The organism is Streptomyces sp. R-74717 (assembly GCF_047305335.1).
GTDB classification, from domain to species: domain Bacteria; phylum Actinomycetota; class Actinomycetes; order Streptomycetales; family Streptomycetaceae; genus Streptomyces; species Streptomyces atratus.
The window spans coordinates 1,659,504-1,685,110 of record NZ_CP102361.1 but is presented as its reverse complement, the minus strand read 5'-3'; the positions used below and the strand labels follow the sequence as shown (position 1 = coordinate 1,685,110).

The window sequence follows — 25,607 nt, the reverse complement described above, 5'->3', positions numbered from 1 at the left end:
GCATTCGTGATGCCACCTGTTCCCGCCGACCCGACCGTGGTCCATCCGATGCCCGAGCAGCCGCGGGTGGTACTGCTGAAGCCACTGGTCACCTCGCCGCTGATCGAGGTCGGAGAGTTCTCCTACTACGACGACCCCGATGATCCGACCGCCTTCGAGACTCGCAACGTGCTGTACCACTACGGACCGGAAAAACTGGTCATCGGGAAGTTCTGCGCGCTGGGAGAGGGCGTGCGGTTCATCATGAACGGCGCCAACCACCGCATGGACGGCCCCTCGACGTTCCCTTTCCCAATCATGGGCGGTTCCTGGTCCGAGCACTTCGACCTCACCACCGGCCTGACCGGACGGGGGGACACCGTGGTGGGCCATGACGTCTGGCTCGGTTACCGGGCCATGGTGATGCCCGGCGTCCGCATCGGGCACGGAGCGATCATCGCTTCCGGCTCCGTCGTCGTCGACGACGTCCCCGACTACGGCATCGTCGGCGGCAACCCCGCCCGTCTCATCCGCCGCCGCTACAGCGATGCGGACGTCAACCGCCTCCTGGCCCTGGCCTGGTGGGACTGGCCGCTCCAACGCATCACCGAACACATCCGCACGATCATGTCCGGCAGCATCGACGACCTGGAGAACGCAGCGGCCGCACAGGCGGCAGAGGTACCTCAAGACCCGCCGCCGGGCCGTTGAACGGTCCTGGCAGAGGACGACCGGCCCTGCGAAGGCCGGGCTCCTCTTGGGGAAACGCTACGTGCGGTGAGGCCGAGCGGATTCACCGCCATGTCGCCGAACGCCGATGGGCGCCCTATATACGGTGATCCGCTCCCGTATCGGCGATCCCTTCACATTCCAGCACCGAGAATCGAGCTGTCAGCATGCCTGCTACGTCCCACCACAACCCGTTCGCCGACTGGCTTCGCGCCCATGCCGTCCCGCTCACCCACCTCGACCCCGCGGCGCCGCTCGATGACCTGGAGCCGCTGCGCGACATCGCTGGCGAAGCCCGCGTGGTCGCGATCGGCGAGAGTTCCCACTTCATCAACGAGTTCGCAGCCATGCGCCGGCGCATCCTGCGGTTCCTGGTCGAGCGTTGCGGCTTCACCGTCCTGGCCTTCGAATACGGCTTCAGCGAAGGGTTCCTCCTTGACGCGTGGGCCCAGGGCGAGGGGATGGACGATGACCTGTCGGCCCACCTTGCCGCGGCGATCCCCGTGGGAGTCGATGAGCCGCTGCGCTGGATGCGCCGACACAACCGCACCGCCTCACCACCGGTGCGTTTCGCCGGCATCGACATCCCGGCGGCCGGTGGGTCCTTGCTTCCCGCCCTGGCCCCGGTCGCTGACTACCTGCGCCACACCGATCCCGAAACCCTGCCGGCGGTCCAGACGGCGATGCGGATCGCCGAATCGTTCGCCGGCGGGTCGGGGGCCGACACCGCGCCCGCGTGGGCACGCCTGTCCACTGCCGAACAGGACGCCCTCAGCGCTACCTTGGTGCGGCTGCTCATCCGCTTCCGCTCCGTTGAACCGCTGTACGTCTCCCGCGGCGGCCGGTCGAGCTATGACATCGCCCTGCGACGCCTCGAAGGCGCCTGCCACGCCGACTACACCTTCCGCGCCCTGGCTGACCTCTTCGCCGGCAAAGGGCTGACCGCCGACACCTCGGCCCGGGACATCTACATGGCCGAGTCGGTCCTGTGGCACCTGGAGCGCTTCGAACCCGGCACCCGAGTCGTTCTGGCGGCTCACAACGCCCACATCCAGAAAACACCGGTCTCCTTCAACGGCCACCTCACGGGGTTCCCGATGGGACAGCACCTGCACCGCGTGCTCGGCGACGAGTACGTCGCCCTCGGCCTGACGAGCACCACCGGACACACCGCGGACATGCCCCGCGACGAGAACGCACGCTTCGGTTTCACCATCGACACCACCGCGCTGGAGCCGCCCGAGCCGGGAAGTATCGAAGCGGCCTTCGCCGATGCCGGCCTCGGGCTCAGCATGGCCAATCTTCACCGGGCACCCTGCGAGGCCCCCGGCAGCGCCGACCTTGCCCCGGGCCCCGACCGCATCCGGATACAAAGCGCCTACCTGCACACCCCCGTCCTCGACGCGTTCGACGCCATCCTCAACACCCCGACCTCCACCGTGGCCGACAACCTCGAAAACACGTGAGATAGGCCAGTGACCAGGGCGGTGAGGCCGAGAAAGCACACCCGGCTGAGGTCAGAGACAGGAGCCCGGGCAAAGTCACGTGGATTGGGGGCGAATGGTCGAGATGACGGTGCCCAGGAGGTACTCGGCCAGGGCAACGCCGGACACAGCCGCCATGTGCACTGCGGCTGGACCCGCTGACCCCGATCCGCAGAAGGTAGGAGAGGCGTCCGGCCACCCCGCCCGGGGCGGCCGGACACCGGCATGACGGCCGCGCCGACCCAGCCGGGCGCCGGTCCGCTCAGCGGGCCGCCGCGACCCGGAAACGCAGCCCGGCCGCGCGCAGCCGCTCCAGCAGTGCGTCACCCATCGCGACGGCCGTGGTGATCTGCCCCGATGTCGAAGGAAGTTCGTCCAGGGCGAGGCAGAGCGCGGACTCGGCGAGCATCTTCGCCGTTTCGTCGTAGCCGGGGTCGCCGCCCGACACCTCGGTGAGGACCCGGTGCCCGCCGCCTCTGCCGACGAAGCGCACGGTGAACCAGCTGCGCCGCCTGCGCTCCGCGTCCGGGCCATCGCCCGGCTCGTACCGGTCCATCAGCCAGGACCGCGCCGCCGGTACCTGCGCGGCACCCAGGAGGGCGCCGATCGCGGCCGTGCCGCCCAGCGCCACGGGCAGATGCTTCACGGAGGCGAAGTGGCGGTAACGGAAGTCGGGGCCGTACCGGGCGAGCACCCGCGCCGAACGCTCGATGACCTGCGGGTCCAGCGTCGGAAGCGGCAGCGCCCAGGTGCCGGTCTCCGTACTGAAGTGCGGGGCGCCGAGCCGGGCGCGGGCGCGGCGGGCCACCAGACGGGGTTCATGGAGCCGGCGTTCCTGCGCGGCGCGCAGCATGTGAGGGCCGCGGCCCATCGCGGTGAGCGCGGAGGCGAACGTACCGCCGGAGAAGACGGCGTTGCTGCGGACGAACCCGTCGATCGTCAGCGGCACGTCCTGCGGCAGCTGCCGGACGGTGAAGTACGCCCCGAGGTCGTGCGGTACCGAGTCGAAACCGCAGGCGTGCACGAGCCGGGCTCCCGTCTCGCGGGCCCGCGCGTCGTGCTCCAGATACATCCGGTCCACGAACTCCGCCTCGCCGGTGAGGTCCGCATAGTCCGTCCCGGCCTCGGCGCAGGCCGCGACCAGCTGCTCGCCGTACCAGACGTAGGGGCCGACCGTCGTGGCCACCACATGGGTGGATTCGGTGAGTTCGCGCAGCGAGTGCTCGTCCTCGGCGTCGGCGTGCAGCAGTGGGAGATCCGCGCAGCGCGGGTCGATCGCGGTGAGGCGTTCGCGTAGTTGCTCCAGTTTGGCCCGATTGCGTCCAGCTGCGGCCCAGCGGCAGCCGGTGGGTGCGTGGGCGGCGAGATATTCGGCGGTGAGGGCGCCCACGAAGCCGGTGGCGCCGAAGAGGACTACGTCATAGGGGCGTTGTGCCCCGTTCTGCCTGTTCACGAGTGCCTCCGCAGGGGCCGGCGCCGATGTGGCAGGCAGAGGTTAGCGGAGGGGTTCGTGGCGCTGTGCGGCCGGGCGGCGATCGTGGGGGAGGATCCAGGGGAAAGAACTAAGCGCTTGCTCGGCCCAAAGGGTTGTGCGGAGCGCGGTGCGTTCTTAGCATCATCGCTGTTACATCAGTTGTGTCACACCGCTGGGGGTTTGATGGCAACGACAGAGCACGGCCCGCTGGCAGGCGTGCGCGTGGTCGAGCTGGCAGGCATCGGCCCCGGCCCGTTCGCCGCGATGCTCCTGGCCGACCTCGGCGCCGATGTCGTCAGGGTCGACCGGCCCGGCGGCCCGGGGCTCGGCATCGACCCCGCGTACGACCTCACCAACCGCAACAAACGCTCCGTGCTCGTCGACCTCAAGGCCGAGGACGGGGCCGCCAAGGTGCTCGATCTGGTCGAGCGCGCCGACATCCTGATCGAGGGCTACCGGCCGGGCGTCGCCGAACGCCTGGGTGTCGGGCCGGCCGCGGCGCTGGCCCGTAATCCGCAGCTCGTCTACGGACGGATGACCGGCTGGGGCCAGGACGGACCGCTCGCCGAACGAGCCGGACACGACATCGCCTACATTGCCCTCACCGGCACCCTCTCCATGATCGGCAAACCCTGTGAGCCGCCCACCGTCCCGGCCAATCTGGTCGGCGACTACGCGGGCGGCTCGCTCTATCTCGTCGTCGGTGTCCTTGCCGCCCTCCAGTACGCCCGCACCCCCGGCGGCGGAGGCCAGGTCGTGGACGCGGCGATCGTCGACGGCGCCGCCCATCTCGCCACGATGATCCACGGCATGCTGGCGGCCGGCGGCTGGCAGGACCGGCGCGGTTCCAACCTCCTGGACGGCGGCTGCCCGTTCTACGGTTCGTACGAGACCGCCGACGGCCAGTACATGGCGGTCGGCCCGCTGGAGCAGCGGTTCTACGACGAGTTCAGCAAGCTCCTCGGCATCGAGGACGAGGCCCCGGACCGGGCGGACATCGCCCGCTGGGAGGAGCTGCGCACGCTCGTCGCCGACCGGTTCAGGACCCGAACGCGCGCGGAGTGGACCGAGGTGTTCGAGGGCACGGACGCCTGCGTCGCCCCCGTCCTCTCACTCCGTGAGGCGCCCCGCCATCCGCACATCGCCGCCCGCTCGACCTTCGTCGAGCACGGCGGACTCACCCAGCCCGCCCCCGCACCCCGCTTCTCCGCCACCCCCGCATCCGTACGCAGCGGGCCCGCGCGGCCCGGCACGGACACCGAGGCCGTCGCCGCCGACTGGGACGTACCCAGCATCACGAGGACCCGGAAGGACACCACCGACTGATGGAACTCTCCCTGCCGCTGAACTACGCGGGCGACCCGCGCGAAGCCTGTGACCAGGTCGCCGCGCTGGAGCCCGCCGGACTCGACGCCGTCTGGGTCGCGGAGGCGTACGGCTTCGACTCGCCCACGATCATGGGCTATCTGGCCGCCCGTACCGAACGCATGAAGATCGGTGCGGCCATCCTCAACGTCTACTCCCGAACCCCCGCCCTCATCGCCCAGACCGGTGCGGGACTCGACGCGATCTCCGGCGGCCGGGCGCTGCTCGGGCTCGGCGCGTCCGGGCCGCAGGTCGTGGAGGGATGGCACGGCAAGGCGTACGACAAGCCGCTCGGCCGGACCCGCGAGACCGTCGAACTCTGCCGCCGGATCTGGCGCCGCGAGATCATCGATCACCACGGCATCACCGACATGCCGCTGCCGAAGGAGAAGGGCGGCCGGCTCGGCAAGCCGCTGAAGATCCTCACCCGACCGGTGCGCGAGGAGATCCCGCTCTACATCGCCTCCCTGGGCCCCGCCAATGTCCGGCTGACCGCCGAGATCGCCGACGGCTGGCTGCCGACGCTCTACATCCCGGAGAAGGCCCGGCAGGTGTGGGGCACGGCTCTCGCCGAAGGCGCGGCGAAGCGCGACCCGGCACGAGGCCCCCTCCGGACCGTCGCGGGCGGACTCCTCGCCATCGGCGACGACGCCGCCGCGCTCCGGGATCTGGCACGCCCGCAGATCGCGCTCTACGTCGGCGGCATGGGCGCCAGGGGCAAGAATTTCTACAACGACCTGGCCGTCGCCTACGGATACGAGAAGGAAGCCGCACTCATCCAGGAGCTCTACCTCTCCGGGAAGAAGAAGGAGGCCGAGGCAGCCGTCCCGGACGAATTCTGCGAGCTCATGTCGCTCTGCGGCCCCGAGGGTTACGTACGCGACCGCATCGAGGCCTTCCGCGAGGCCGGCGTGACGATGCTCAACGTCACCCCCGTCGGCGCCGAACCGGCCCGGCTGATCTCCACCGTCAAGAACTGGCTCTAGGAGGCTCGCAGTGCAGCGGCAGATCTTCACCGAAGAGCACGACGCGTTCCGCGAGACCGTCCGCACCTTCCTCACCAAGGAGGTCCTCCCCCACTACGAACAGTGGGAGAAGGACGGCATCGTCTCGCGCGAGGCCTGGCTCGCGGCCGGCCGGCAGGGACTGCTCGGCCTCGCCGTACCCGAGGAGTACGGAGGCGGCGGCAACACCGACTACCGCTACAGCGCCGTCCTCGCCGAGGAGTTCACCCGGGCCGGCGCCCCCGGACTCGCACTCGGGCTGCACAACGACATCATCGGCCCCTACCTCACCGGCCTCGGCACCGACGAGCAGAAGCGGCGCTGGCTGCCCGGCTTCTGCAGCGGCGGGATCATCACCGCCATCGCCATGACCGAACCCGGCGCGGGCTCCGACCTCCAGGGAATCCGCACCACCGCTAAGGACAAGGGCGACCACTGGCTGCTCAACGGCTCCAAGACGTTCATCTCCAACGGCATCCTCGCCGACCTGGTGGTCGTCGTGGCGAAGACAACTCCGGAGGGAGGCGCGAAGGGGCTCTCGCTGATCGTTGTCGAACGCGGCGCGGAGGGTTTCGAGCGGGGCCGCAATCTCGACAAGATCGGCCAGAAGGCCCAGGACACCGCCGAGTTGTTCTTCAACGACGTCCGTGTTCCCAAGGAGAATCTGCTCGGCGAGCGGGACGGCGCCTTCATCCATCTGATGACCAACCTGGCGCAGGAGCGCATCGGCATAGCGGTCGCCGGAATCGCCGCCGCCGAACATCTGCTCGAGATCACCACGCAGTACGTCAAGGAGCGCGAGGCCTTCGGGCGGCCGCTCTCCAAGCTCCAGCACATCCGGTTCGAGATCGCCGAGATGGCCACCGAGTGCACCGTCACCCGCACCTTCATCGACCGGTGCATCGTCGAACACTCCGACGGTGGGCTCGACGCCGTACACGCCTCGATGGCCAAGTGGTGGGCCACCGAGCTGCAGAAGCGCGTCGCCGACCGCTGCCTCCAACTCCATGGCGGTTACGGCTACATGACGGAATATCCGGTCGCGAAGGCGTTCACCGACGGCCGTATCCAGACCATCTACGGCGGCACGACCGAGATCATGAAGGAGATCATCGGCCGCTCGCTGCTCGCCTGACCTCTGACGCACAACCACCCTCGAAAGGCTGCTGTCTTGAGTACCGAAGCGTTTGTCTACGACGCGATCCGCACCCCGCGCGGCCGCGGCAAGGCCAATGGCGCCCTGCACGGCACCAAGCCGATCGACCTCGTCGTCGGCCTCATCCACGAAATCCGCAGCCGTTTCCCCGGCCTGGACCCGGCGGCCATCGACGACATCGTCCTCGGCGTGGTCAGCCCGCTCGGCGACCAGGGCTCCGACATCGCACGGATCGCCGCCATCGCGGCCGGCCTCCCGGACTCCGTCGCAGGCGTCCAGGAGAACCGCTTCTGCGCCTCGGGCCTGGAGGCCGTCAACCTGGCCGCCGCCAAGGTCCGTTCGGGCTGGGAGGACCTGATCCTCGCGGGCGGCGTCGAGTCGATGTCCCGCGTCCCGATGGGCTCCGACGGCGGTGCCTGGGCGATGGACCCGATGACCAACTTCGACACCGGATTCGCCCCGCAGGGCGTCGGCGCCGACCTCATCGCCACCATCGAGGGCTTCTCCCGCCGTGACGTCGACGAGTTCGCCGCGCTCTCCCAGGAGCGCGCCGCCGAAGCGTGGAAGGACGGCCGCTTCGCGCGCTCCGTCGTCCCCGTCAAGGACCGCAACGGCCTCGTCATCCTCGACCACGACGAGCACATGCGGCCGGGCACCACCGCCGACTCGCTCGCCGCGCTCAAGCCGTCCTTCGCCGCGATCGGTGAGATGGGCGGCTTCGACGCGGTCGCGCTGCAGAAGTACCACTGGGTCGAGAAGATCGACCACGTCCACCACGCGGGCAACTCCTCCGGCATCGTCGACGGCGCCGCGCTCGTCGCGATCGGCAACAAGGAGATCGGTGAGCGGTACGGACTCACACCGCGCGCCCGGATCGTCTCCGCCGCCGTCTCCGGCTCCGAGCCCACCATCATGCTGACCGGCCCCGCGCCGGCCACCCGCAAGGCCCTCGCCAAGGCCGGGCTGACCATCGACGACATCGACCTCGTCGAGATCAACGAGGCATTCGCCGGCGTCGTGCTGCGCTTCGCCAAGGACATGGGGCTCTCCCTCGACAAGATCAACGTCAACGGCGGCGCGATCGCGCTCGGCCACCCGCTCGGCGCCACCGGCGCGATGATCCTCGGCACCCTCATCGACGAACTGGAACGGCGAGAGAAGCGATACGGCCTCGCCACCCTCTGCGTCGGCGGCGGCATGGGCATCGCCACCGTCGTCGAGCGTCTCTGACCGTCCCCGGCCACCCCTGCTTACGGAGAAGAAAAGCAATGACCGAGAGCACGACCATCCGCTGGGAACAGGACGAGACCGGCGTCGTCACCCTCGTACTCGACGACCCGAACCAGTCCGCCAACACGATGAACCAGGCCTTCAAGGACTCCATCGCGGCCATCGCCGACCGCGCCGAGGCCGAGAAGGACTCCATCCGCGGCATCATCTACACCTCCGCCAAGAAGACCTTCTTCGCGGGCGGCGACCTCAAGGACATGATCAAGGTCGGTCCGGAGAACGCCCAGCGGGCCTTCGACACCGGCACCGCCATCAAGAACTCGCTGCGCCGCATCGAGACCCTCGGCATCCCCGTCGTCGCCGCCATCAACGGCGCGGCGCTCGGCGGCGGTTACGAGATCGCGCTCGCCTCCCACCACCGCGTCGCCCTCGACGCACCCGGCTCCCGGATCGGCCTGCCCGAGGTCACCCTCGGCCTGCTGCCCGCGGGCGGTGGTGTCACCCGCACCGTACGCCTCATGGGCATCGCCGACGCACTGCTGAAGGTCCTCCTCCAGGGCACCCAGTACACCCCCCGGCGCGCCCTGGAGAACGGCCTGGTCCACGAGGTCGCCACCACCCGTGAGGAGATGCTCGACAAGGCCCGCGCCTTCATCGACGCCCACCCCGAATCCCAGCAGCCCTGGGACGTCAAGGGCTACAAGATCCCCGGCGGCACCCCGTCCCACCCGAAGTTCGCCGCCAACCTGCCCGCTTTCCCGGCCAACCTGAAGAAGCAGCTCGCGGGCGCCCCGATGCCCGCACCCCGCAACATCCTGGCCGCCGCCGTCGAGGGCTCGCAGGTCGACTTCGAAACCGCGCTGACCATCGAGGCCCGCTACTTCACCGAGTTGGTCACCGGCCAGGTCTCGAAGAACATGATCCAGGCGTTCTTCTTCGACCTCCAGGCCGTCAACTCCGGTGCCAGCCGTCCCAAGGGCATCGAGGAGCGCCAGGTCCGCAAGGTGGCCGTGCTCGGCGCCGGGATGATGGGCGCGGGCATCGCGTACTCCTGCGCCCGCGCGGGCATCGACGTCGTCCTCAAGGACATCTCCGCCCAGGCCGCGGCCAAGGGCAAGGCGTACAGCGAGAAGCTCCTCGACAAGGCGCTCTCCCGGGGCCGTACCACCGAGGCCGAGCGCGACGAGCTGCTGGCCCGCATCACCCCGACCGGCGACCCGGCCGAACTGGCGGGCTGCGACGCCGTCATCGAGGCGGTCTTCGAGGACACCGCGCTCAAGCACAAGGTGTTCCAGGAGATCCAGGACATCATCGAGCCGGACGCCCTGCTCTGCTCCAACACCTCGACCCTGCCCATCACCGTCCTCGCCGAGGGGGTCTCGCGCCCCGCCGACTTCATCGGGCTGCACTTCTTCTCGCCCGTGGACAAGATGCCGCTGGTCGAGATCATCAAGGGCGAGCAGACCGGCGACGAGGCCCTGGCCCGCGCCTTCGACCTGGTCCGCCGGATCAAGAAGACGCCGATCGTCGTCAACGACTCCCGCGGCTTCTTCACCTCGCGCGTCATCGGCCAGTTCATCAACGAGGGCGTCGCCATGGTCGGCGAGGGCGTCGAGCCCGCATCGGTCGAGCAGGCCGCGGCACAGTCCGGCTACCCGGCCAAGGTGCTCTCCCTGATGGACGAGCTGACCCTCACCCTGCCCCGCAAGATCCGCAACGAGACCAGGCGGGCCGTCGAGGAGGCCGGCGGCACCTGGGCCGGGCACCCGGCGGACGCGGTCATCGACCGGATGGTCGACGAGTTCGGCCGCCCGGGACGCAGCGGCGGCGCGGGCTTCTACGAGTACGACGAGGCCGGCAAGCGCACCCGTCTCTGGCCCGGGCTGCGTGAGCACTTCACGAGGCCCGACACCGGCATCCCCTTCATCGACATGAAGGAGCGGATGCTGTTCTCCGAGGCACTGGACAGCGTCCGCTGCCTGGAGGAGAACGTCCTCATCTCCGTCGCCGACGCCAACATCGGCTCCATCATGGGCATCGGCTTCCCGCCGTGGACCGGCGGCGTACTCCAGTACATCAACGGTTACGAGGGCGGCCTGCCCGGCTTCGTGGCACGCGCCCGGGAGCTCGCGGAGCGGTACGGCGAGCGCTTCCTGCCGCCCGCGCTGCTCGTGGAGAAGGCGGAGAAGGGCGAGACCTTCCACGACTGACGCCGACCCTGCGGGCCGCGTTCACCGAGCCGTGAACGCGGCCCGCAGCTCCTCCTTCAGCGACCGCTGGAACGCGGTCACCAGCGCCTGCACCACCATCGGCTGCATATCGGCCGACAGCGACTTCATCGCCGCCACATGCTCCGGGTCCGACTCCCGCTCCCCGTACGGATTCCACACCTCGTCCCGGAACAGCCGGGTCAGCTCCTGCGCGGCGGACCGGGAGTGCTCCAGCAGGACCGTGCGCGCGGCCAGAATCGTCTCGTGCGCGATCGGTACACCGAGCAGCTCGACCCCGAGCCGCAGCAGCCCCGGGTCCACCCGGTAGCTGCCATCGGCCGGCTCCGCACGCTCCAGCACCCCCATGGCTGCCAGCCGCGCTATGTCCTGTTCGGTCAGCGCCCGCCCCGCACGCCGCTCCAGCTCCGCCCGCGTCGCGTCCTCCGCCGAATCCGGCGCCCAGGACGCCACCAGCGCCCGGTGGATCGCCAGATCGTGTGCGCTCACATCCGGCGGCAGCTGCTCCAGATAGCGTTCGATCGCGGCCAGCGTCATGCCCTGGTGCTGGAGCTCCTCGATGAGCGCGAGCCGGGACAGATGCTCATGCCCGTAGTGCCCGACGCGACGCGGCCCGATCACCGGAGGCGGCAGCAGACCCCGAGTGCTGTAGAAACGCACGGTGCGTACGGTGACACCGGCGCGCGCCGCCAGTTCGTCGACGGTGAGCGTCGGGTCCTCGGTCCCGGTCGCCATGTCTGCTCCTCGCGTTCCGACCCAGCGGCGAACTGCTGCGTCTGCACCAATCAGGTTCAACAGTATTGCTGTCTCACCACTGTTGTGAAAGTGTCCGGCAGCATCCAAGCGCAGTCCCACTCCGGTACGGACCCGCACGGTCCGGCCGATGGTGACAGGAGGCGGCCGTGACCACGATCCTGCGACTCCCCGCGGAACCCGGGCAACTCACCCTGCCCGCTCTGCTCCTGCGCAACGCCGAGGACCACGGCGACCGTCCGGCGCTCTCCTGGCGCGCCGGCGGCGACGGAACGGAATGGACGACCCTCACCTGGCAGGAGGTATGGCGCAGGACCGCCGTACTCGCCACCGGGTACAGCGCACTCGGTGTGGAGCGCGGCGAACAGGTCCTCATGATGATGGGCAACCGGCCCGAACACTGGCTGTCCGACCTGGCCCTCACCCACCTGGGGGCAGTCCCCGTCAGTGTGTACGGCACCGCGGCCCCCGAACAGATCGCACACATCGCCCGGCACAGCCGCGCCCGGTTCGCGATCGTCGAGGGCAGCCGCGAACGGGAACGCTGGGAGCCGCTGCTCGCGGAGGACACCGTACGGCTGGAGAAGCTGGTCGTCGTGGAGGCGGCCGAGGCCGGACCCCACCGTGCCTACGGATCATTGCAGGCCACGGGCGCCCGCCTGCACCGGCCCGACGTGTTCGAGAAGGCCTGGCGGGAGTCCCGCGCCGACGACCTGCTCACCGTCGTCTACACGTCCGGCACGACCGGCGATCCCAAGGCGGTCCCGATCACCCACCGCAGCGTGGTCCTCAATGCCCTCGCACTGGACCGGGTCGTCGAGCTCCCCGACCACGTCGAGCACATCTGCTACCTTCCCTTCGCCCATATCGCGGAGCGGATGCTCGGCATCTATCTGCCGGTCTTCCGCGCCTCGCACGTCCACCTCTGCTCCGACCCGGCAGCCGTCGCGGCCACGGCACGAGCCCTGCACCCGGCCCAGTTCTTCGGCGTACCGAGAGTCTGGGAGAAGCTCGCAGCCTCCCTGCAGGCCGCCCTCGCCGCCCTGCCGCAGGAGCAGCGTGCGGCGATCGACGCGGCGGGCGGGACGGCCCGGCAGCATGTTGCGTACCGGGAGCGCGGCGAACAACCACCGGCGGCGCTCGAAGCCGCGTACCAGCATGCCAAGTCCACGATCCTGGACCCGCTGCTGGCGCCGGCCGGATTGGACCGGCTGGCGTGGGCGGCGAGCGCATCGGCACCGATGCCACTCGACGTGGTCCGCTTCTGGACCGGCTTCGGCATCGTGATCATGGATGCGTGGGGGCTGACCGAGACGGTCGGGGTCTGCACCTGCAACAGCCCGTCCGCCTTCCGGCTCGGCTCGGTGGGGCGGCCCCTGGAAGGCCTGGAACTGAAGATCGCGCAGGACGGCGAGATCCTGGTGCGCGGGCAGACGGTCTTCACGGGCTATCTGCGTGCCGACGGGACGGTGGACGACGCCCGCGACAAGGACGGCTGGTTCGCGACCGGGGACATCGGCCGGATCGACGAGGACGGTTATCTCTGGCTCAAGGACCGCAAGAAGGAAATGATCGTCACCTCGACGGGCAAGAACGTCTCACCGGCCCTGGTCGAGAACACCCTCAAGGAACATCCCCTGATCGGCCAGGCCCTCGTCCACGGCGACGGCCGCTCCTACCTGGTCGCGCTGTTGGTCCTGGACTCCGAAACGGCGCCTGCCTGGGCGGCGGCCCACGGCATCGACGCCGACCCGTCCGCGCAGGCCGGCCATCCGGCCGTACGGGAGGAGATCGCCCGAGCGGTCGAGGCGGCCAATGCCCGGCTCAACAGCACGGAACAGATCAAGCGCTACCGGCTGCTCTCGGAGGAATGGGGCCCCGAGACAGGCGAACTGACCCCCTCGCTGAAACTGCGCCGACGGGTGATCCACGACAAGTACGGCGCGTTGATCGACGCGCTGTACGGGGAGGGCGGCCGGGACTGACCGGGCCCGGGGCGCTTGTCAGTGGTGGCTCCTACGCTGGTGTCATGTCAGGGATCACGTATGTACGGGGGGACGCCACCGCCCCGCAGGGCAAGGGCGTCAAGCTGATCGCGCATGTCTGCAACGACCTGGGCGGCTGGGGCAAGGGCTTCGTCCTGGCCGTCTCGCGCCGCTGGCCCGAACCGGAGACGGCCTACCGCCGCTGGCACCGGGAGCGCGCGGGCAACGACTTCGCCCTGGGGGCGACGCAGTTCGTCCAGGTGAGTCCATACCTCTGGGTGGCGAACATGGTGGGCCAGCGGGGGATGCGCACGGGCAGCAAGGGGGTACCCGTGCGCTACGAGGCGATCGACACGGCGTTGGGGGCCGTGGCCGACCGGGCCGTCGAGCTGGGGGCTTCGGTCCATATGCCGCGGATCGGCTGCGGGCTGGCGGGCGGAAAGTGGTCCCGGATCGAGCCGCTGATAGAGAAGCGGCTGCTGAGCCGGGGAGTAGCGGTGACGGTGTACGACTTCGACTAGTGCACTGTTCGCTCGGATGCGGAGGCGAGCTCTGCCGACTGCTGGGGGACCGCACCGGTCCGCTCAGCGCAATTGCTCGGTTCCGGTCCCTGCCGGTTCTTCGTGTGCTCCGCGCCTGCGAGGAGTCCTGAGCGCACATCTCGCGGTGGAGGACGCAGGCTGCGTAGCGGTCGACTTCTCGGGACGTTCCCGCAGAGCGGGTCGGTTGCAGTGGGGTGACGGCCTGGCGGCGCCCAGGGGCTTCGGTCATCGTGTCCGGGCTGTGGTGAGCCCGGCGTGCGAGTCACTTGGCCGTCCGCCCCGGCATCTATCGTCTTTCCTGCCTGGCCGCCGAAGGCTAGTGTTCGGGTTCGGAGAGTGACCCACGAGGAGCTGAGACATGCCCGGTCGTCCGAGCGCGCGTTGACGTTGTAGGCCGTGATCGGCCTGTCATCGCGTGCTGCCCTTGATGTTGCGGCACAGCGAGCCTTTCCCCCTGCCTGAGCCATCGGTGCGCCTGTTGTGCGCCGGGTGACGGGCCTCGTTGTCGGCAATCCAAGGGATCCCCGTGCCGTCCGCTTCCTCCGCTGTATCCGATTCCAGTCGACCTGTCCCTTCAAGTCTGTGGCGGGATGGCGACTTCCGCAGACTCTGGGTGGGTCAGACCGCCTCCCAACTCGGCGAACACGCATGTCTGTTGGTGTTGCCGCTCTTCGCCGTCCTGACACTCGACGCCGGTGCCGGCCAGCTGGGCGTCCTCCGCGCGGTGGGGCAGGCGCCGATCCTGTTGCTCTCGCTCTTCGTCGGCGCGTGGGTGGACAGATGGCGGACCCGCACGGTGATGGTGCTGACGGACGTCGGCCGGACCCTGGCACTGGGCGTCGCCGCGCTGGCCGGCCTCCTCGGTTGGCTCGGCCTGCCCGCGCTGCTCGTGGTCGCCTTCACCGTCGGGGGCCTGTCAGTGTTCTTCGATGTGGCATACCAGGCGTCTGTCGTACGGCTGGTGAAACGCGATCAGTTGGTGCGAGGTAACAGCGCGCTCGAGGGCAGCCGGTCCGCGGCGCAGATCGGCGGTCCCGCCCTCGGCGGTGCGTTGGTGTCACTACTGTCGGCGCCCATCGCTGCCGCCTCCGGCGCGCTGTTCTTCGCGTTGTCGTTCCTGTCGATCCGACGGATCCGTCGCCGCGAATCGGTCCCGGAGCGCTCGGAACGTCCCCCTCGCATATGGCGGCGGATTCATGAGGGCCTCCGTTTTGTCGTCAGCGATACCTCGCTGCGGACCGTGTGCCTCGCCTCGGCCGCCTTCCAGTTCTCCTTCGCGGCCATGATGACCGTCTATCTGCTTTTCCTGCCGCGGGAACTGCACCTGTCGGGCACCGCCGTCGGGCTGTCCCTCGCGGCGACGGGGCCGGGCGCGCTCCTGGGCTCGCTGCTGGCCGCCCGCCTGCCGAGCCGGTTCGGTCATGGCACGGTGCTCGTGTCCGCGGCGGCACTCGGCGACGGCGCGTTCCTGTGTGTGCCCGCGCTGCACCGCTCCTCTGTGGTGACGGTTCCCGCGCTCCTTGCGGTCAACTTCGTGTTCGGGACTGGCGGCCAGTTGGTGACTGTCACGGTCATGGCCGTCCGGCAGGCGGTCACTCCGGACGGGATGCAAGGCCGTGCGGCCGCGACGATCACGTTTGTCGGCATGGGGCTCACCCCACTCGGCTCTCTGCTCGGCGGATTCCTCGCGGAGGAGTGGGGGTTGCGTACCAGCCTCCTGGTGACGGCCGCAGGCATGATGCTGTCCCCAGTGCTGATGGCCCTATCACCGCTTGCACGCCTGGGACGGGCGCTTCCGGCTCTCGCAGGAGGCGCCGCCGACCCACGATCTCCTGAATGTTGATCAGATTCCCTCTTGAGGGGAGAGCCCTGGAGCGGGAGAGAGTTACAGAGAAACGGGGCAGGCCACTGTGTATCGGATTTTATGGTGGGGGTTGTGAGCTGCTGTCGGTTTGCTGAGCTGAAGTGCGTTGTAGTGAGCAGGGGTGGGTCCTGTCGGCGGCTTTGCGGGGCGGGAACGGTAGTTCTGGGGCCGAATGGGTGACCTTGGCGGCTGGTGCTCGTTGGGCTGGGTAGTGGTTGTCCGGTCTTGGGGGAGGGGGTGTTGCGGTGGGTGGTGTGCGGGAGCTGGCCGCGCCCTTCGTGGTGCCCGGGCCGTGCGGGGTGGCGGTCCGGGACCGTCTGAAGCACCTCACGCCCCAGGACGAGCGTCGGACGGCACCGCCCCCACACGACCGGAGTGAACGTGCGGGGCATCGGACCGCCCAGGCCCCACCAGGCACCCGAGGACGTGACGGAACCCGCCCACCCGCAACGGACCACGCCCCCAGAGACGTGCCGCCGAACGGGACGCGAAAGCGGCAACCCAGCGCATCCAACACCGTTCGGGATGCGCCCAGCACGCAGCAGTGGGTCCAGGACTCACTCATGCACACTGGCTAGGAACGGTGGAAGCGGCGGAACGGGGAGGGCCCATGGCGGCACGGAGAACGAGCGAGACGCTGCTGGCTCGGGCGCTCAGCGAGACGCCGCCGTCCGACGCGCTGAGCGAGCAGATCCTCGACGCCGCGCGTGAGCAGTTCATGACCTTCGGGCTGCGCCGTTCGACCGTCGATGACGTCGCCAAACGCGCCAGGGTCTCGCGGGTCACCGTGTACCGGCGGATCGGCAACAAGGACAGCTTGGTCTCGGCCTGTCTGCTGCGCGAGTACCGGCGCTTCGTCGTGGAAGTCGACGATGCGGTTGCCGCACTGCCCACGACGGAGGACCGACTGGTCGAGGGTTTCGCCGCCGTCCTCGGGCACATTCGTGAACATCCGCTCATCGGCGGGCTGTTGAGGCTGGAGCCCGAGATCATGCTTCCCTTTCTGACCCTGGAGAGCGGGCCGGCCTTCCTCGCCATCCGTGAGTACCTGGCCGACCGGCTGCGCCATGCCCGGCGTGCGGAAGGCCGGCCGGTGAGCGATCCGACACCGATTGCCGAGCTGATGGTGCGGATCACGGTCTCTTTCCTCCTCAACCCCGTCAGCTGTTTCGAGCTCGACGACGACGCGCAGGTGCGGGCGTTCGCACGCCGATATCTGGTGCCGCTGCTTGCCGCGGGCTAGGCCGCTTCGTCCGGATCACAGCCGGAACCGGCTGATCACGTGGCGCTTTGTGCCTGCGTATCCTGACGTGCGGGGAGGAATGCAACTCCGGATCCACCGCGGTCTCCGCGCGCGCGGTACCAGCGCCGCCCCCGGGTCGACCGCCGAGCGGGTCTCGGCGGCCTTACGCGTCCGTCGTCGGCCGGGCCCTCGGATGATCCGAAAGAATCGTTCTGGAGTCGTCGGTGGTGGGGAAGGGGCCCGCCTCGTCGGGCAGGGGCTCCAGGGGACGGCTGCGCGCCCAGTGCGGGCCGAGATCGTCGAGCCGCCAGCCGAAGGGGTACGAACGAGGCTGCGGGCGCGAGGGAAGCCAGTGCGGCCGGGCCGGCAGCCACCGTATGCAACGCGCACGCAGCCGCAGAGCTGCCGCGGCCGACGACCGCACCCAGTGCGGCTGCGGACGGAAGCCCAGCGCCGCGAGCAGCCGCTTGTCCAGCACGGCGAGTGAGAACCGCGCCACGAGGGGGCGCAACGGTCGCGGATACCAGCCGGCCATGATCCGGAACGTGGCGTTCGCAACCCTTCGGTTGGCCGGGTCGTACGCGAACATCCGCTCCTCGTACGAGTCGAGGAGCCGCTCGAACCCGTCGTACGACTCGGGAGCCCCCTCGATGCCCATCATCGCTGCCATCTTCCGGCCGACCTCCGCCAGTGCCTGGACCTCCTGCGTGCACAGCCGGCGCCAGCCGAACCGGTCGATCCAGCGTTTCGGGCCCACGACCGTCGTCGCGAGGACATAGAGGAAGTCCTCGTTCGGGATGCGGTACTTGCCGTGGATCCGATTGAGATGACGTGCCGCGGCCCGGCCGCGCTCCGAGTCGAAGCCGTCCGCGGCCATCTCGTACCCGAACAGCACCGTGTCGTCGTACCGCTTCTGCCCGGACCGCTCGAACTCCTGGGTGCGGTCGAGGAGCACGGAGATCCGGGGGACTCCGTAGTCGCGCAGGAATGCGACGCTCACGCCCTGCCGGTAGTCCCAGGGGAACTCGTACTGCGAGATCAGCCGGAGGATCTCGGCGTAATCGCGCGCGGGATCCATCCGGCGGATCTCGCGCAGACGGCTGTAGCGGCCCATGGTGCGCCCTCCTGTCCGTGTGCCGATTTCGTGCGAGCCCTGCCTCTTTCGTCTCCCCTTTTGTTCAACTGCCTTGATCTCCAAGGAATCTGACGGTTCATCGCATCCAAGGAATCAAAGATACAAATACTATCGACTTGTTTCATCGGTTGCGTCAACACCGTCAACGCGCAAGCGACGAAGAAGGCATCCCGGGGGCCTGTGCGCACCGGACCGGAAGCGATCGCATACTGGATCACACAAGGGTCGGGCATCGAGCCGCACGCCCCGCCGACCGCCGGGAGCACCGCATGAACACCGAAGCAGCCAGAGGTGACACTCCCGTCCCGCCGCCGCCCGGCGGTGTGCTCTGGAGCCTCTCCGGCGACATCCGCGCCCTCCTGATGCTGCCCGCCGCCCTCACTCTCCAGGTCGCACACCCGGCCGTCGGTGCGGGCGTCGACGAACACTCCGTCTTCCGTACGGACCCGTGGGGGCGCGGCGAGAGGTCCCTGAGATCGCTCCAGCTATGGGTGTACGGGGGTGAGGCGGCCGCCGAGGAAGGCCGCAGGCTCCGCACGCTGCACCGCACCATCCAGGGCACCGACACCCGGGGGCGCCGTTACCATGCGTTGTCCCCCGCGAACTATGCGTGGGTGCACGCCACGGGCTTCCCCGTCTACCAGCACGCCGCGCGCTATCTCGTCCGGCCGCTCACCGACGCCCAGGAACGGGCCCTGTACCGGGAGTGGCTCCAGGTGGGCAGGATTCTCGGCATTCACGACCGGGACATGCCGCAGACGATCGAGGAGTTCTGGCCGTACTTCCGAAAGGTGCTGGCCGACGAGATCGAGCTGACCGTCGTCGTCGAGGACCTGATCGCCACCGACCGCCCCGTACCGCCGCCGGACCGTGGGGCGCTGCCCGTCCGGCTGCTGCTGAAGGCGCTGTGGCCGGTGCTGCTCCCGCCGCTGGCCCGGTTCCGCCGCTTCGTGACCATCGGGCTGATGCCGCCGGACGCACGGGCGGCGATCGGGCTGGAGTGGACGGATGCGCAGGAGCGGAAGCTGCGGCGGCTGTGCGGGGTGGTGCGGCGCGTCGTGCCCGTGCTGCCCGAGCGGCTGCGCTATCTGCCGTACGCGCGCAGGGCACGGGCGGCGCATCGCGAGGCCGTCCGGGGCGACGGGAAGCTCAGGCGGAAGCCCGGTGCACCAGCCGGGTCGGCGTGATCACCGATTCGACCTCGTCACCCTCGTCCTCGCCGTTCAGCCGCCGCATCAGCATCCGCACCATCAACCTTCCCATTCCCTCGATGTCCTGACGGACCGTCGTCAGTGGGGGCTCGGTGGTCTCGGCTATCGACACCATGTCGTCGAAGCCGACCAGGGCCACCTCCTCCGGCACCCTGCGGCCACGCTCACGCAGCACCCGCAGGGCGCCCGACGCCATCAGGTCGTTGGCGGCGAAGACCGCGTCCAGATCGGGGTGGCGCTCAAGGAGTTGCGTCATCGCCCGTGCGCCGCCCTCGACGGTGAAGTCGCCTTCCGCGAGCAGTGCCGGATCGCCTTCGGGCAGCACATCGCGGTAGCCGTCGATCCGGTCGAGTGCCGAAGTCTGGTCGCCCGGTCCGGCGATGTGCGCGATCCGCCGACGGCCGAGGGAGACGAGATGGCGTACGGCCTCGGCTGCGCCGCCCCGGTTGTCGCAGTCGACGTAGGGAACGGCCAGTTCGGACGCAGCACCCGGCCGGCCGGGGCGGCCGCCGTAGACCGTGGGCACCCGGAACCGGCGGATGATGGAAGGGAGCTCGTCGTCCATGTGCAGCGAGAACGCCAGTACGCCGTCCACATGGCCGCCCGCCAGGTAGCGGGCGACCCGGTCGAAGTCCCCGCTGCCCTCCACCAGGAGCAGTACCAACTGGGCGTCGTACACGTTCAGTTCACGGCTGATGCCGCGGACCTGCTGGGAGAAGAACGGGTCGGAGAAGATCCGGAACTCCGGCTCGTCGATGATCACGGCGACCGCGCCGTTGCGCCGGGTGACCAGGGTCCGCGCGGCGTGGTTCGGAACGTAGCCGAGCTCGTCGACCGCCTTGCGTACCTGTTCCACGAGCGGCTTCCGCACCCCCGCCCCGCCGTTCACCACCCGGGAGGCCGTCGCCCGTGAGACCCCGGCGAGGGCCGCCACGGCTTCCAGTGTGGGGCGGACATCGCGAGAGGAATCGGGGGTCGGGCCGGGCAAGGGACGCTCCTCGTACGCGCGGGATCGGGCCGGATGCGGCCGGGGCCGGCCGGACAGCACCGACGCCATCAGCCTAACCGTCCGCCCCGGCCGTCCGCCGGGCTCCGTCGCCCCGCCGAGGAGAGCGTGGCGACGGAGCCCGGAGCTGATCCGCGGACCGTCAGCGGTGGTCGTGAATCGTGTTCGTGGCCGCTATCTGCTTCCATGAAGCGGGCTGAGCGGGCTGAGCGGGCTGCGTGGACGCGCGCAAGGAGTGCGCCGCGGCCTCCGCCGGGGCCTGCGGCCGCGTCGGCTGGAACAGCCAGGTGTCGAAGAAGTCGGCGAGCGGCCGGCCCGAGACCCGTTCCGCGTACGTCACAAAGTCCCCCACGCTCGCGTTCCCGTAGGCATGCTCGGCCGGCCAGCCCTTCAGCAGCTCGAAGAACGTCTCGTCGCCCACCTTGTTGCGCAGCGCCTGGATCGCCAGTGCACCCCGGTCGTAGACGGCCGCGTCGAACTGGTTGTCGGGGCCCGGGTCGCCCGGCTTCACCGTCCAGAAGGCGTCGTCCGCCGGATGCTGGGCGTAGGTGTAGTCCGCCAGTTCCTGCGTGGTGCCCTCGCCCTCCTTCTCCGACCACAGCCACTGGCTGTAGCGGGCAAAGCCCTCGTTGATCCAGATGTCCTTCCAGCCCTTGACGGACACGCTGTCGCCGTACCACTGGTGCGCCAGCTCATGGACGACGACCGAGACGTTCGCACCGTTCGCGAACTGCTTCGGGCTGTAGAAGGGCCTGGTCTGTGTCTCCAGCGCGAACCCGCTCTTCACATTGGGGGAGTAACCGCCGAGCGCATCGAAGGGATACGGTCCGAAGACCTCTGTCAGCCACTCGGCGACCTCGGTGGTCCGCTCGATGCTGGCGCGTGCCGCACCGCCGTTGGCGCCGAGGTCCTTGCTGTACGCGTTGACGACCGGCAGCCCGTCCGACGTGGTGTCCGTGGTGATGTCGAACCTGCCGATCGCCAGCGTCGTCAGATACGTCGCCTGCGGCTTGCCGGCACGCCAGTTGAAACGGGTCCAGCCGAGCTTCGAACTCTGCGACTGGAGCACGCCGTTGCTGATCGCCTGGGTGCCGTCGGGCACGGACACCGAGATGTCGTACGTGGCCTTGTCCAGCGGGTGGTCATTGCTGGGGAACCACCACACGGCCGAGTCCGGCTCCTGCGCGGCCACCGCGCCGTCCGGGGTACGGGCCCAGGAGGTCCAGCCGTTGATCTTCAGCTCCGACGGTTTCCCGGCGTACCGCACGACCACCGAGACGGCCTTGCCCTTCGCCAGGGCTGCAGCAGGGGTGATCTCCAGTTCCTGGTCGCCACTCCTGGCGTATCCGGCCTTCTTGCCGTTCACCCGCACCTCGGAGACGTCCAGCCCGAAGTCGAGGTCGAAACGGGAGAGTTCCTGGGTGGTCGTGGCGAGGATCGTCGCCGTGCCCTCCAGCAGGTCGGTCGCGGGCTGATACTTCAGCCGCAGGTCGTAGTGGGAAACGTCGTAGCCGCCATTTCCACTGGCCGGGTAATAGGGGTCGCCGATGCCCGGGGCGCCCGCGGTGCCTTCGGCGGCCGAGGCCGGGATCGCCAGCAGCAGGGAGGCCGCAAGTGCGCTCGGGACGATGAATCTGCGGTGCACGAATGCTCCAAGTCGTCGGGGCGAATGATCTTTCGAACCGTCACGTCGACACTATTCAGCGACTGTCACATCAGTCGTGTCCATGGCCACAACTGTCACACGATCGCCATTCGGCCGACATGGCACGCGGTGAGCGATACGTCATGGGCACGTAATGTTCACGGTTGATCGCCCCCTGTTGCCCAGGAGTTGACCGGGGTACCTTCCGCCCATGCCGATACGTGCGCGGGGCACCCGCTTGACGTACAGATCGCTGGTGGTGGCGGCTGTCGCCGCCCTGATGACCGTCCTGCTCTCACCGGCAGGTGCACAGGGCGCCGCACGGCCCCCGGAGAGCAGCGCCCAGCAATCCAGACCCCTGGAGAGCAGGCCCGTCTACTCGTACGAGAACGCCGTCCGCGAATCAGTCTGGGTCGACACCGGGCTGGACGGCGACGGAAACGGGAGGAGCGACCGCGTCGCCGTCGACATCGTCCGGCCGCGTGAACCCGCCCGACAGGGCCGGAAAATCCCCGTGATCATGGATGCCAGCCCGTACTACTCATGCTGCGGCCGCGGCAACGAGAGCCAGCTCAAGACGTACGACACCGACGGCCGGCCCGTCCAGTTCCCCCTCTACTACGACAACTACTTCGTGCCGCGCGGCTACGCCTTCGTCGCCGTCGATCTGGCCGGTACCAATCGCTCCGACGGCTGTATCGACGTCGGCGGCCGCTCCGATGTGCAGTCCGCCAAGGCCGTCATCGACTGGCTGAACGGCCGCGCCCGCGGCTACACCACGCGTACCGGCGGCGACCGCGCCACGGCCGGCTGGTCCAACGGCCGCACCGGAATGATCGGCAAGAGCTATGACGGCACCATCGCCAACGGAGTCGCGGCGACCGGAGTGGACGGGCTGCGGACCATCGTGCCGATCGGCGCCATCTCCTCCTGGTACGACTACTACTTCGCCCAGGGTGCCCCTCTCTACAACAGCGGCCCCGACTGGCTCTCCGACTATGTCGAGAGCCCCGAGGCGCGCGGGCGCTGCGCCGCCGTCCAGCAGCAGCTCGTCGACCAGGCGCCGCGCACCGGCGACCTGACGAAGCTGTGGAGCGACCGCGACTACGTGAAGGACGCCCGCAACGTGCGGGCCAGCGTCTTCGCCGTACACGGCATGCAGGACCTCAACGTCCGCACCAAGCAACTCGGCCAGTGGTGGGACGCCCTCGCGGACCAGGGCGTGGAGCGCAAGATCTGGCTCTCGCAGACCGGACACGTCGACCCGTTCGACTTCCGGCGCGCCGAGTGGGTCGAGACGCTGCACCGCTGGTTCGACCACTACCTCCTCGGATACGACAACGGCATCGACCGTGAACCGATGGCCGACGTCGAACACCGTCCCGACCAGTGGTCCACCGACAAGGTCTGGCCGCCCCGCACCACGCACACCACCACCGTGCGCCCCGGCTCCGGCAGCGCGCCCGGCGTCGGCACCCTCGCCCTGAAGCCCGCCCGCCCCGGCGCCACCGAGACGTTCACCGACGATCCGGCGCAGAGCGAGACGGAGTGGGCCGCCGACCTGGACCGGACCACGGGCGCCAAGGCCGGATTCCGCACCGCGCCGCTCACCCGGGACCTTCGGCTCTCCGGATCGTCCACGGTGACCGTCACCGCCACCCCGACCACATCGACCGCCCATCTCTCCGCGGTCCTCGTGGACATCGGCCCGGACACCGTCCGCGACTACGGATCGTCCGGCGAAGGCATCACCACCCTCGACGACCGCACCTGCTGGGGCGCGAGCAGGACCGGGGACAGCTCCTGCTTCAAGGACACCCGGGCCGACACGGTCATGGTCGACCGGACCGTCATCAGCCGCGGCTGGGCAGACCTCGGCACCTACGCCTCCGCCGGACACGGCCGCCCCCTCACTCCGGGCAGGGCCTACACGATCACCATCGATCTGGCGGCCACCGACCATGTCGTCCCGGCCGGACACCGCCTCGCTCTGATCGTCGCCGGCACCGACCGGGACCTCATCGACCCGCCTGACTCCAAGCCCACGCTCACCCTCGACCTGGCCCGTACGTCCGCGAAGCTGCCGTTCGTCGGCGGCGCCGGAGCCTTCGTACGTGCCACCGCGGGTTCCGCACCCGCGACAGCCACCCCCCGCGCAATCCACTCCGAGGGCGTGGCGCCGCCGCGTCCCGCCCATCGCATCCCGGGAGGCAGCCGCACATGACACCCCGTATCCCGACCGCCCATCGGCCCGTCCGCCGCAAGCTGATCCTGACGGCCGTGGCCGCCGTTCTGGCCGTACCCCTGGTCACCGTGCCCGCCGAGGCCGCGCACGCCCAGCCCCGTACCGGCTTCGAGATCAGCAACGGGGCCCGCTGGACCGGCCAGCCGGAGGAGCAGTCCTTCCTGGCAACCGTCGACCGGGCCAGCGACCGGGTCTCCGTCGACCGGATCGGCACGACGAAGCAGGGCCGCCCGCTCCAGCTCGTCCGCATCGGCAACCACCGACCCACCGCCGGCACGATGCTGCTGATCTGCAGTCAGCACGGCAACGAACCGTCCGGCCGCGAAGCGTGTCTGACGACCATTCGCGATCTGGCCTACGCCCAGGACCGGTCGACCCGCGCCTTCCTCTCCCGCACCAATGTCCTCGTCGTGCCCACCGCCAACCCCGACGGGCGCGCCGCGAACACCCGCGGTAACTCCGACGGCGTCGACATCAATCGCGACCACATCGCGCTGCAGACCGCCGAGGCCCGTGCCATGGCGGCGGTCATCCGCGACCGGAAGCCCGATGTGATCTACGACCTGCACGAGTACGGGGCCACCCCGCCGTACTACGACAAGGACCTCTTCGTCCTGTGGCCCCGGAACCTCAACGCCTCCGACCGGGTGCACGGTGAATCGCAGACCCTCGCCGAGAGGTATGTACGCCCCACCGCCAAGGAGGCCGGCTACAGCAGCGGCCTCTACGGCATCTGGACCGACCCGGTCACCGGCGACCCGATCAAACAGACCGCGGGCGACGGACAGGAGCGCATCCTGCGCAACACCTCCGGTGTCAAGCACGCCGTCGGCCTGCTCATAGAATCCCGCGTCGACGCGCTCACCGATGCCGAGAAGGCCGACCCGGCACTCAACAGCCGACGCCGCGTGAACTCGCAACTCGTCGCACTGGACGGCCTGTTCACCTTCACCGACGAGCGGCGCGGCCGGATCGAGGCCGCCACCGCCGCATCCCGCGCCGCGGGGCTCAAGGACCGCGGTCCCATCTATCTCGGCGGCGCCGACAACGAGTCACCCCAAGCCGGTCAGGTCCTGCAGGACCCGCCGTGCGGATACCGGCTCACCAAGGCCCAGTTCGACGACATCAAGGACGAACTCGCCCTGCACGGCGTCACCTCCCGGCCCGACGGCGACGGAGCGTACGTACCGCTGCGGCAGTCGGCCCGGAATCTGATCCCGCTCCTCCTGGACGAGCGGGCGACATATCACCTCACAAACGGTCAAGCCGATACCGCTTGTTGATCCCATGAGATGAGCGCCGCGTGTGGTACTGCCTACGGAGAGTGAA

19 protein-coding genes are annotated in these 25,607 nt (G+C 69.4%); 14 read left to right on the top strand and 5 right to left on the bottom strand.

Features of this window, described 5'->3' with window-relative positions:
- Nucleotides 1-9: 9 nt before the first annotated feature.
- Together NRF20_RS07545 and NRF20_RS07540 are read left to right on the top strand one after the other, a co-directional pair.
- Nucleotides 10-690: a CatB-related O-acetyltransferase gene (locus NRF20_RS07545; RefSeq protein WP_398633780.1), complete on the top strand. Its 681-nt coding sequence runs from the start codon at nucleotides 10-12 to the stop codon at nucleotides 688-690.
- Nucleotides 691-875: 185 nt separating this feature from the next.
- The gene (locus NRF20_RS07540) at nucleotides 876-2,174 is read left to right on the top strand and encodes an erythromycin esterase family protein (protein ID WP_398633779.1); all 1,299 of its coding nucleotides are present in this window, start codon (nucleotides 876-878) and stop codon (nucleotides 2,172-2,174) included.
- Between the two features lie 280 nt (nucleotides 2,175-2,454).
- On the opposite strand, the gene NRF20_RS07535 is transcribed toward NRF20_RS07540, so the two are convergent.
- On the bottom strand, nucleotides 2,455-3,645 hold the full coding sequence (locus NRF20_RS07535) for a saccharopine dehydrogenase family protein (protein WP_398633778.1): 1,191 nt from the start codon (nucleotides 3,643-3,645) through the stop codon (nucleotides 2,455-2,457).
- A 204-nt stretch (nucleotides 3,646-3,849) separates the two neighbouring features.
- Between NRF20_RS07535 and NRF20_RS07530 the strand changes: the two genes are divergently transcribed.
- Genes NRF20_RS07530 through NRF20_RS07510 form a run of 5 tightly spaced genes read left to right on the top strand, consistent with a single transcriptional unit; the run spans nucleotide 3,850 to nucleotide 10,631 of the window.
- Complete coding sequence (locus tag NRF20_RS07530) at nucleotides 3,850-4,992, top strand: CaiB/BaiF CoA transferase family protein (protein ID WP_398633777.1); 1,143 nt, start codon at nucleotides 3,850-3,852, stop codon at nucleotides 4,990-4,992.
- A complete protein-coding gene (locus NRF20_RS07525; RefSeq protein WP_398633776.1) occupies nucleotides 4,992-6,017 on the top strand; it encodes an LLM class F420-dependent oxidoreductase in 1,026 nt (341 codons plus the stop codon). The genes NRF20_RS07530 and NRF20_RS07525 overlap by 1 nt, the downstream gene beginning before the upstream one ends.
- Before the next feature lie 10 nt (nucleotides 6,018-6,027).
- Nucleotides 6,028-7,170 (top strand): acyl-CoA dehydrogenase family protein, encoded by a 1,143-nt coding sequence (locus NRF20_RS07520; protein ID WP_413752270.1) that lies wholly within the window; start codon nucleotides 6,028-6,030, stop codon nucleotides 7,168-7,170.
- 36 nt (nucleotides 7,171-7,206) lie between these two features.
- Nucleotides 7,207-8,421, top strand: a complete 1,215-nt coding sequence (locus NRF20_RS07515) for an acetyl-CoA C-acetyltransferase (protein WP_413752269.1) — start codon at nucleotides 7,207-7,209, stop codon at nucleotides 8,419-8,421.
- A 38-nt stretch (nucleotides 8,422-8,459) separates the two neighbouring features.
- Entirely contained in the window at nucleotides 8,460-10,631 is a 2,172-nt protein-coding gene (locus tag NRF20_RS07510; protein WP_413752268.1) for a 3-hydroxyacyl-CoA dehydrogenase NAD-binding domain-containing protein, read from the top strand.
- A 21-nt stretch (nucleotides 10,632-10,652) separates the two neighbouring features.
- On the opposite strand, the gene NRF20_RS07505 is transcribed toward NRF20_RS07510, so the two are convergent.
- Nucleotides 10,653-11,384, bottom strand: a complete 732-nt coding sequence (locus NRF20_RS07505; protein ID WP_398633773.1) for a MerR family transcriptional regulator — start codon at nucleotides 11,382-11,384, stop codon at nucleotides 10,653-10,655.
- Nucleotides 11,385-11,551: 167 nt separating this feature from the next.
- Between NRF20_RS07505 and NRF20_RS07500 the strand changes: the two genes are divergently transcribed.
- The 4 genes from NRF20_RS07500 (at nucleotide 11,552) to NRF20_RS07485 (ending at nucleotide 17,036) form a co-directional block, all read left to right on the top strand.
- Nucleotides 11,552-13,387: an AMP-dependent synthetase/ligase gene (locus tag NRF20_RS07500; RefSeq protein ID WP_413752267.1), complete on the top strand. Its 1,836-nt coding sequence runs from the start codon at nucleotides 11,552-11,554 to the stop codon at nucleotides 13,385-13,387.
- 44 nt (nucleotides 13,388-13,431) lie between these two features.
- Nucleotides 13,432-13,908: a macro domain-containing protein gene (locus tag NRF20_RS07495; protein WP_413752266.1), complete on the top strand. Its 477-nt coding sequence runs from the start codon at nucleotides 13,432-13,434 to the stop codon at nucleotides 13,906-13,908.
- A gap of 547 nt (nucleotides 13,909-14,455) precedes the next feature.
- Nucleotides 14,456-15,772, top strand: a complete 1,317-nt coding sequence (locus NRF20_RS07490; protein WP_413752265.1) for an MFS transporter — start codon at nucleotides 14,456-14,458, stop codon at nucleotides 15,770-15,772.
- A gap of 631 nt (nucleotides 15,773-16,403) precedes the next feature.
- Complete coding sequence (locus NRF20_RS07485) at nucleotides 16,404-17,036, top strand: TetR/AcrR family transcriptional regulator (RefSeq protein ID WP_398633768.1); 633 nt, start codon at nucleotides 16,404-16,406, stop codon at nucleotides 17,034-17,036.
- Nucleotides 17,037-17,199: 163 nt separating this feature from the next.
- Here NRF20_RS07485 and NRF20_RS07480 read toward each other — a convergent pair whose 3' ends face one another.
- Nucleotides 17,200-18,150: an oxygenase MpaB family protein gene (locus NRF20_RS07480; protein ID WP_413752264.1), complete on the bottom strand. Its 951-nt coding sequence runs from the start codon at nucleotides 18,148-18,150 to the stop codon at nucleotides 17,200-17,202.
- Nucleotides 18,151-18,440: 290 nt separating this feature from the next.
- Between NRF20_RS07480 and NRF20_RS07475 the strand changes: the two genes are divergently transcribed.
- The gene (locus NRF20_RS07475) at nucleotides 18,441-19,358 is read left to right on the top strand and encodes an oxygenase MpaB family protein (protein WP_398633766.1); all 918 of its coding nucleotides are present in this window, start codon (nucleotides 18,441-18,443) and stop codon (nucleotides 19,356-19,358) included.
- Here NRF20_RS07475 and NRF20_RS07470 read toward each other — a convergent pair.
- Complete coding sequence (locus NRF20_RS07470; protein ID WP_413752263.1) at nucleotides 19,321-20,370, bottom strand: LacI family DNA-binding transcriptional regulator; 1,050 nt, start codon at nucleotides 20,368-20,370, stop codon at nucleotides 19,321-19,323. The genes NRF20_RS07475 and NRF20_RS07470 overlap by 38 nt on opposite strands.
- A 160-nt stretch (nucleotides 20,371-20,530) precedes the next feature.
- Nucleotides 20,531-22,033: a M1 family metallopeptidase gene (locus tag NRF20_RS07465; RefSeq protein WP_413752261.1), complete on the bottom strand. Its 1,503-nt coding sequence runs from the start codon at nucleotides 22,031-22,033 to the stop codon at nucleotides 20,531-20,533.
- Between the two features lie 211 nt (nucleotides 22,034-22,244).
- Here NRF20_RS07465 and NRF20_RS07460 point away from each other — a divergent pair, with 211 nt between their 5' ends.
- Entirely contained in the window at nucleotides 22,245-24,257 is a 2,013-nt protein-coding gene (locus NRF20_RS07460; protein ID WP_398633763.1) for a Xaa-Pro dipeptidyl-peptidase, read from the top strand.
- On the top strand, nucleotides 24,254-25,561 hold the full coding sequence (locus tag NRF20_RS07455) for a M14 family metallocarboxypeptidase (RefSeq protein ID WP_413752260.1): 1,308 nt from the start codon (nucleotides 24,254-24,256) through the stop codon (nucleotides 25,559-25,561). Before NRF20_RS07460 ends, NRF20_RS07455 begins: the two co-directional genes overlap by 4 nt.
- Nucleotides 25,562-25,607 lie beyond the last annotated feature (46 nt).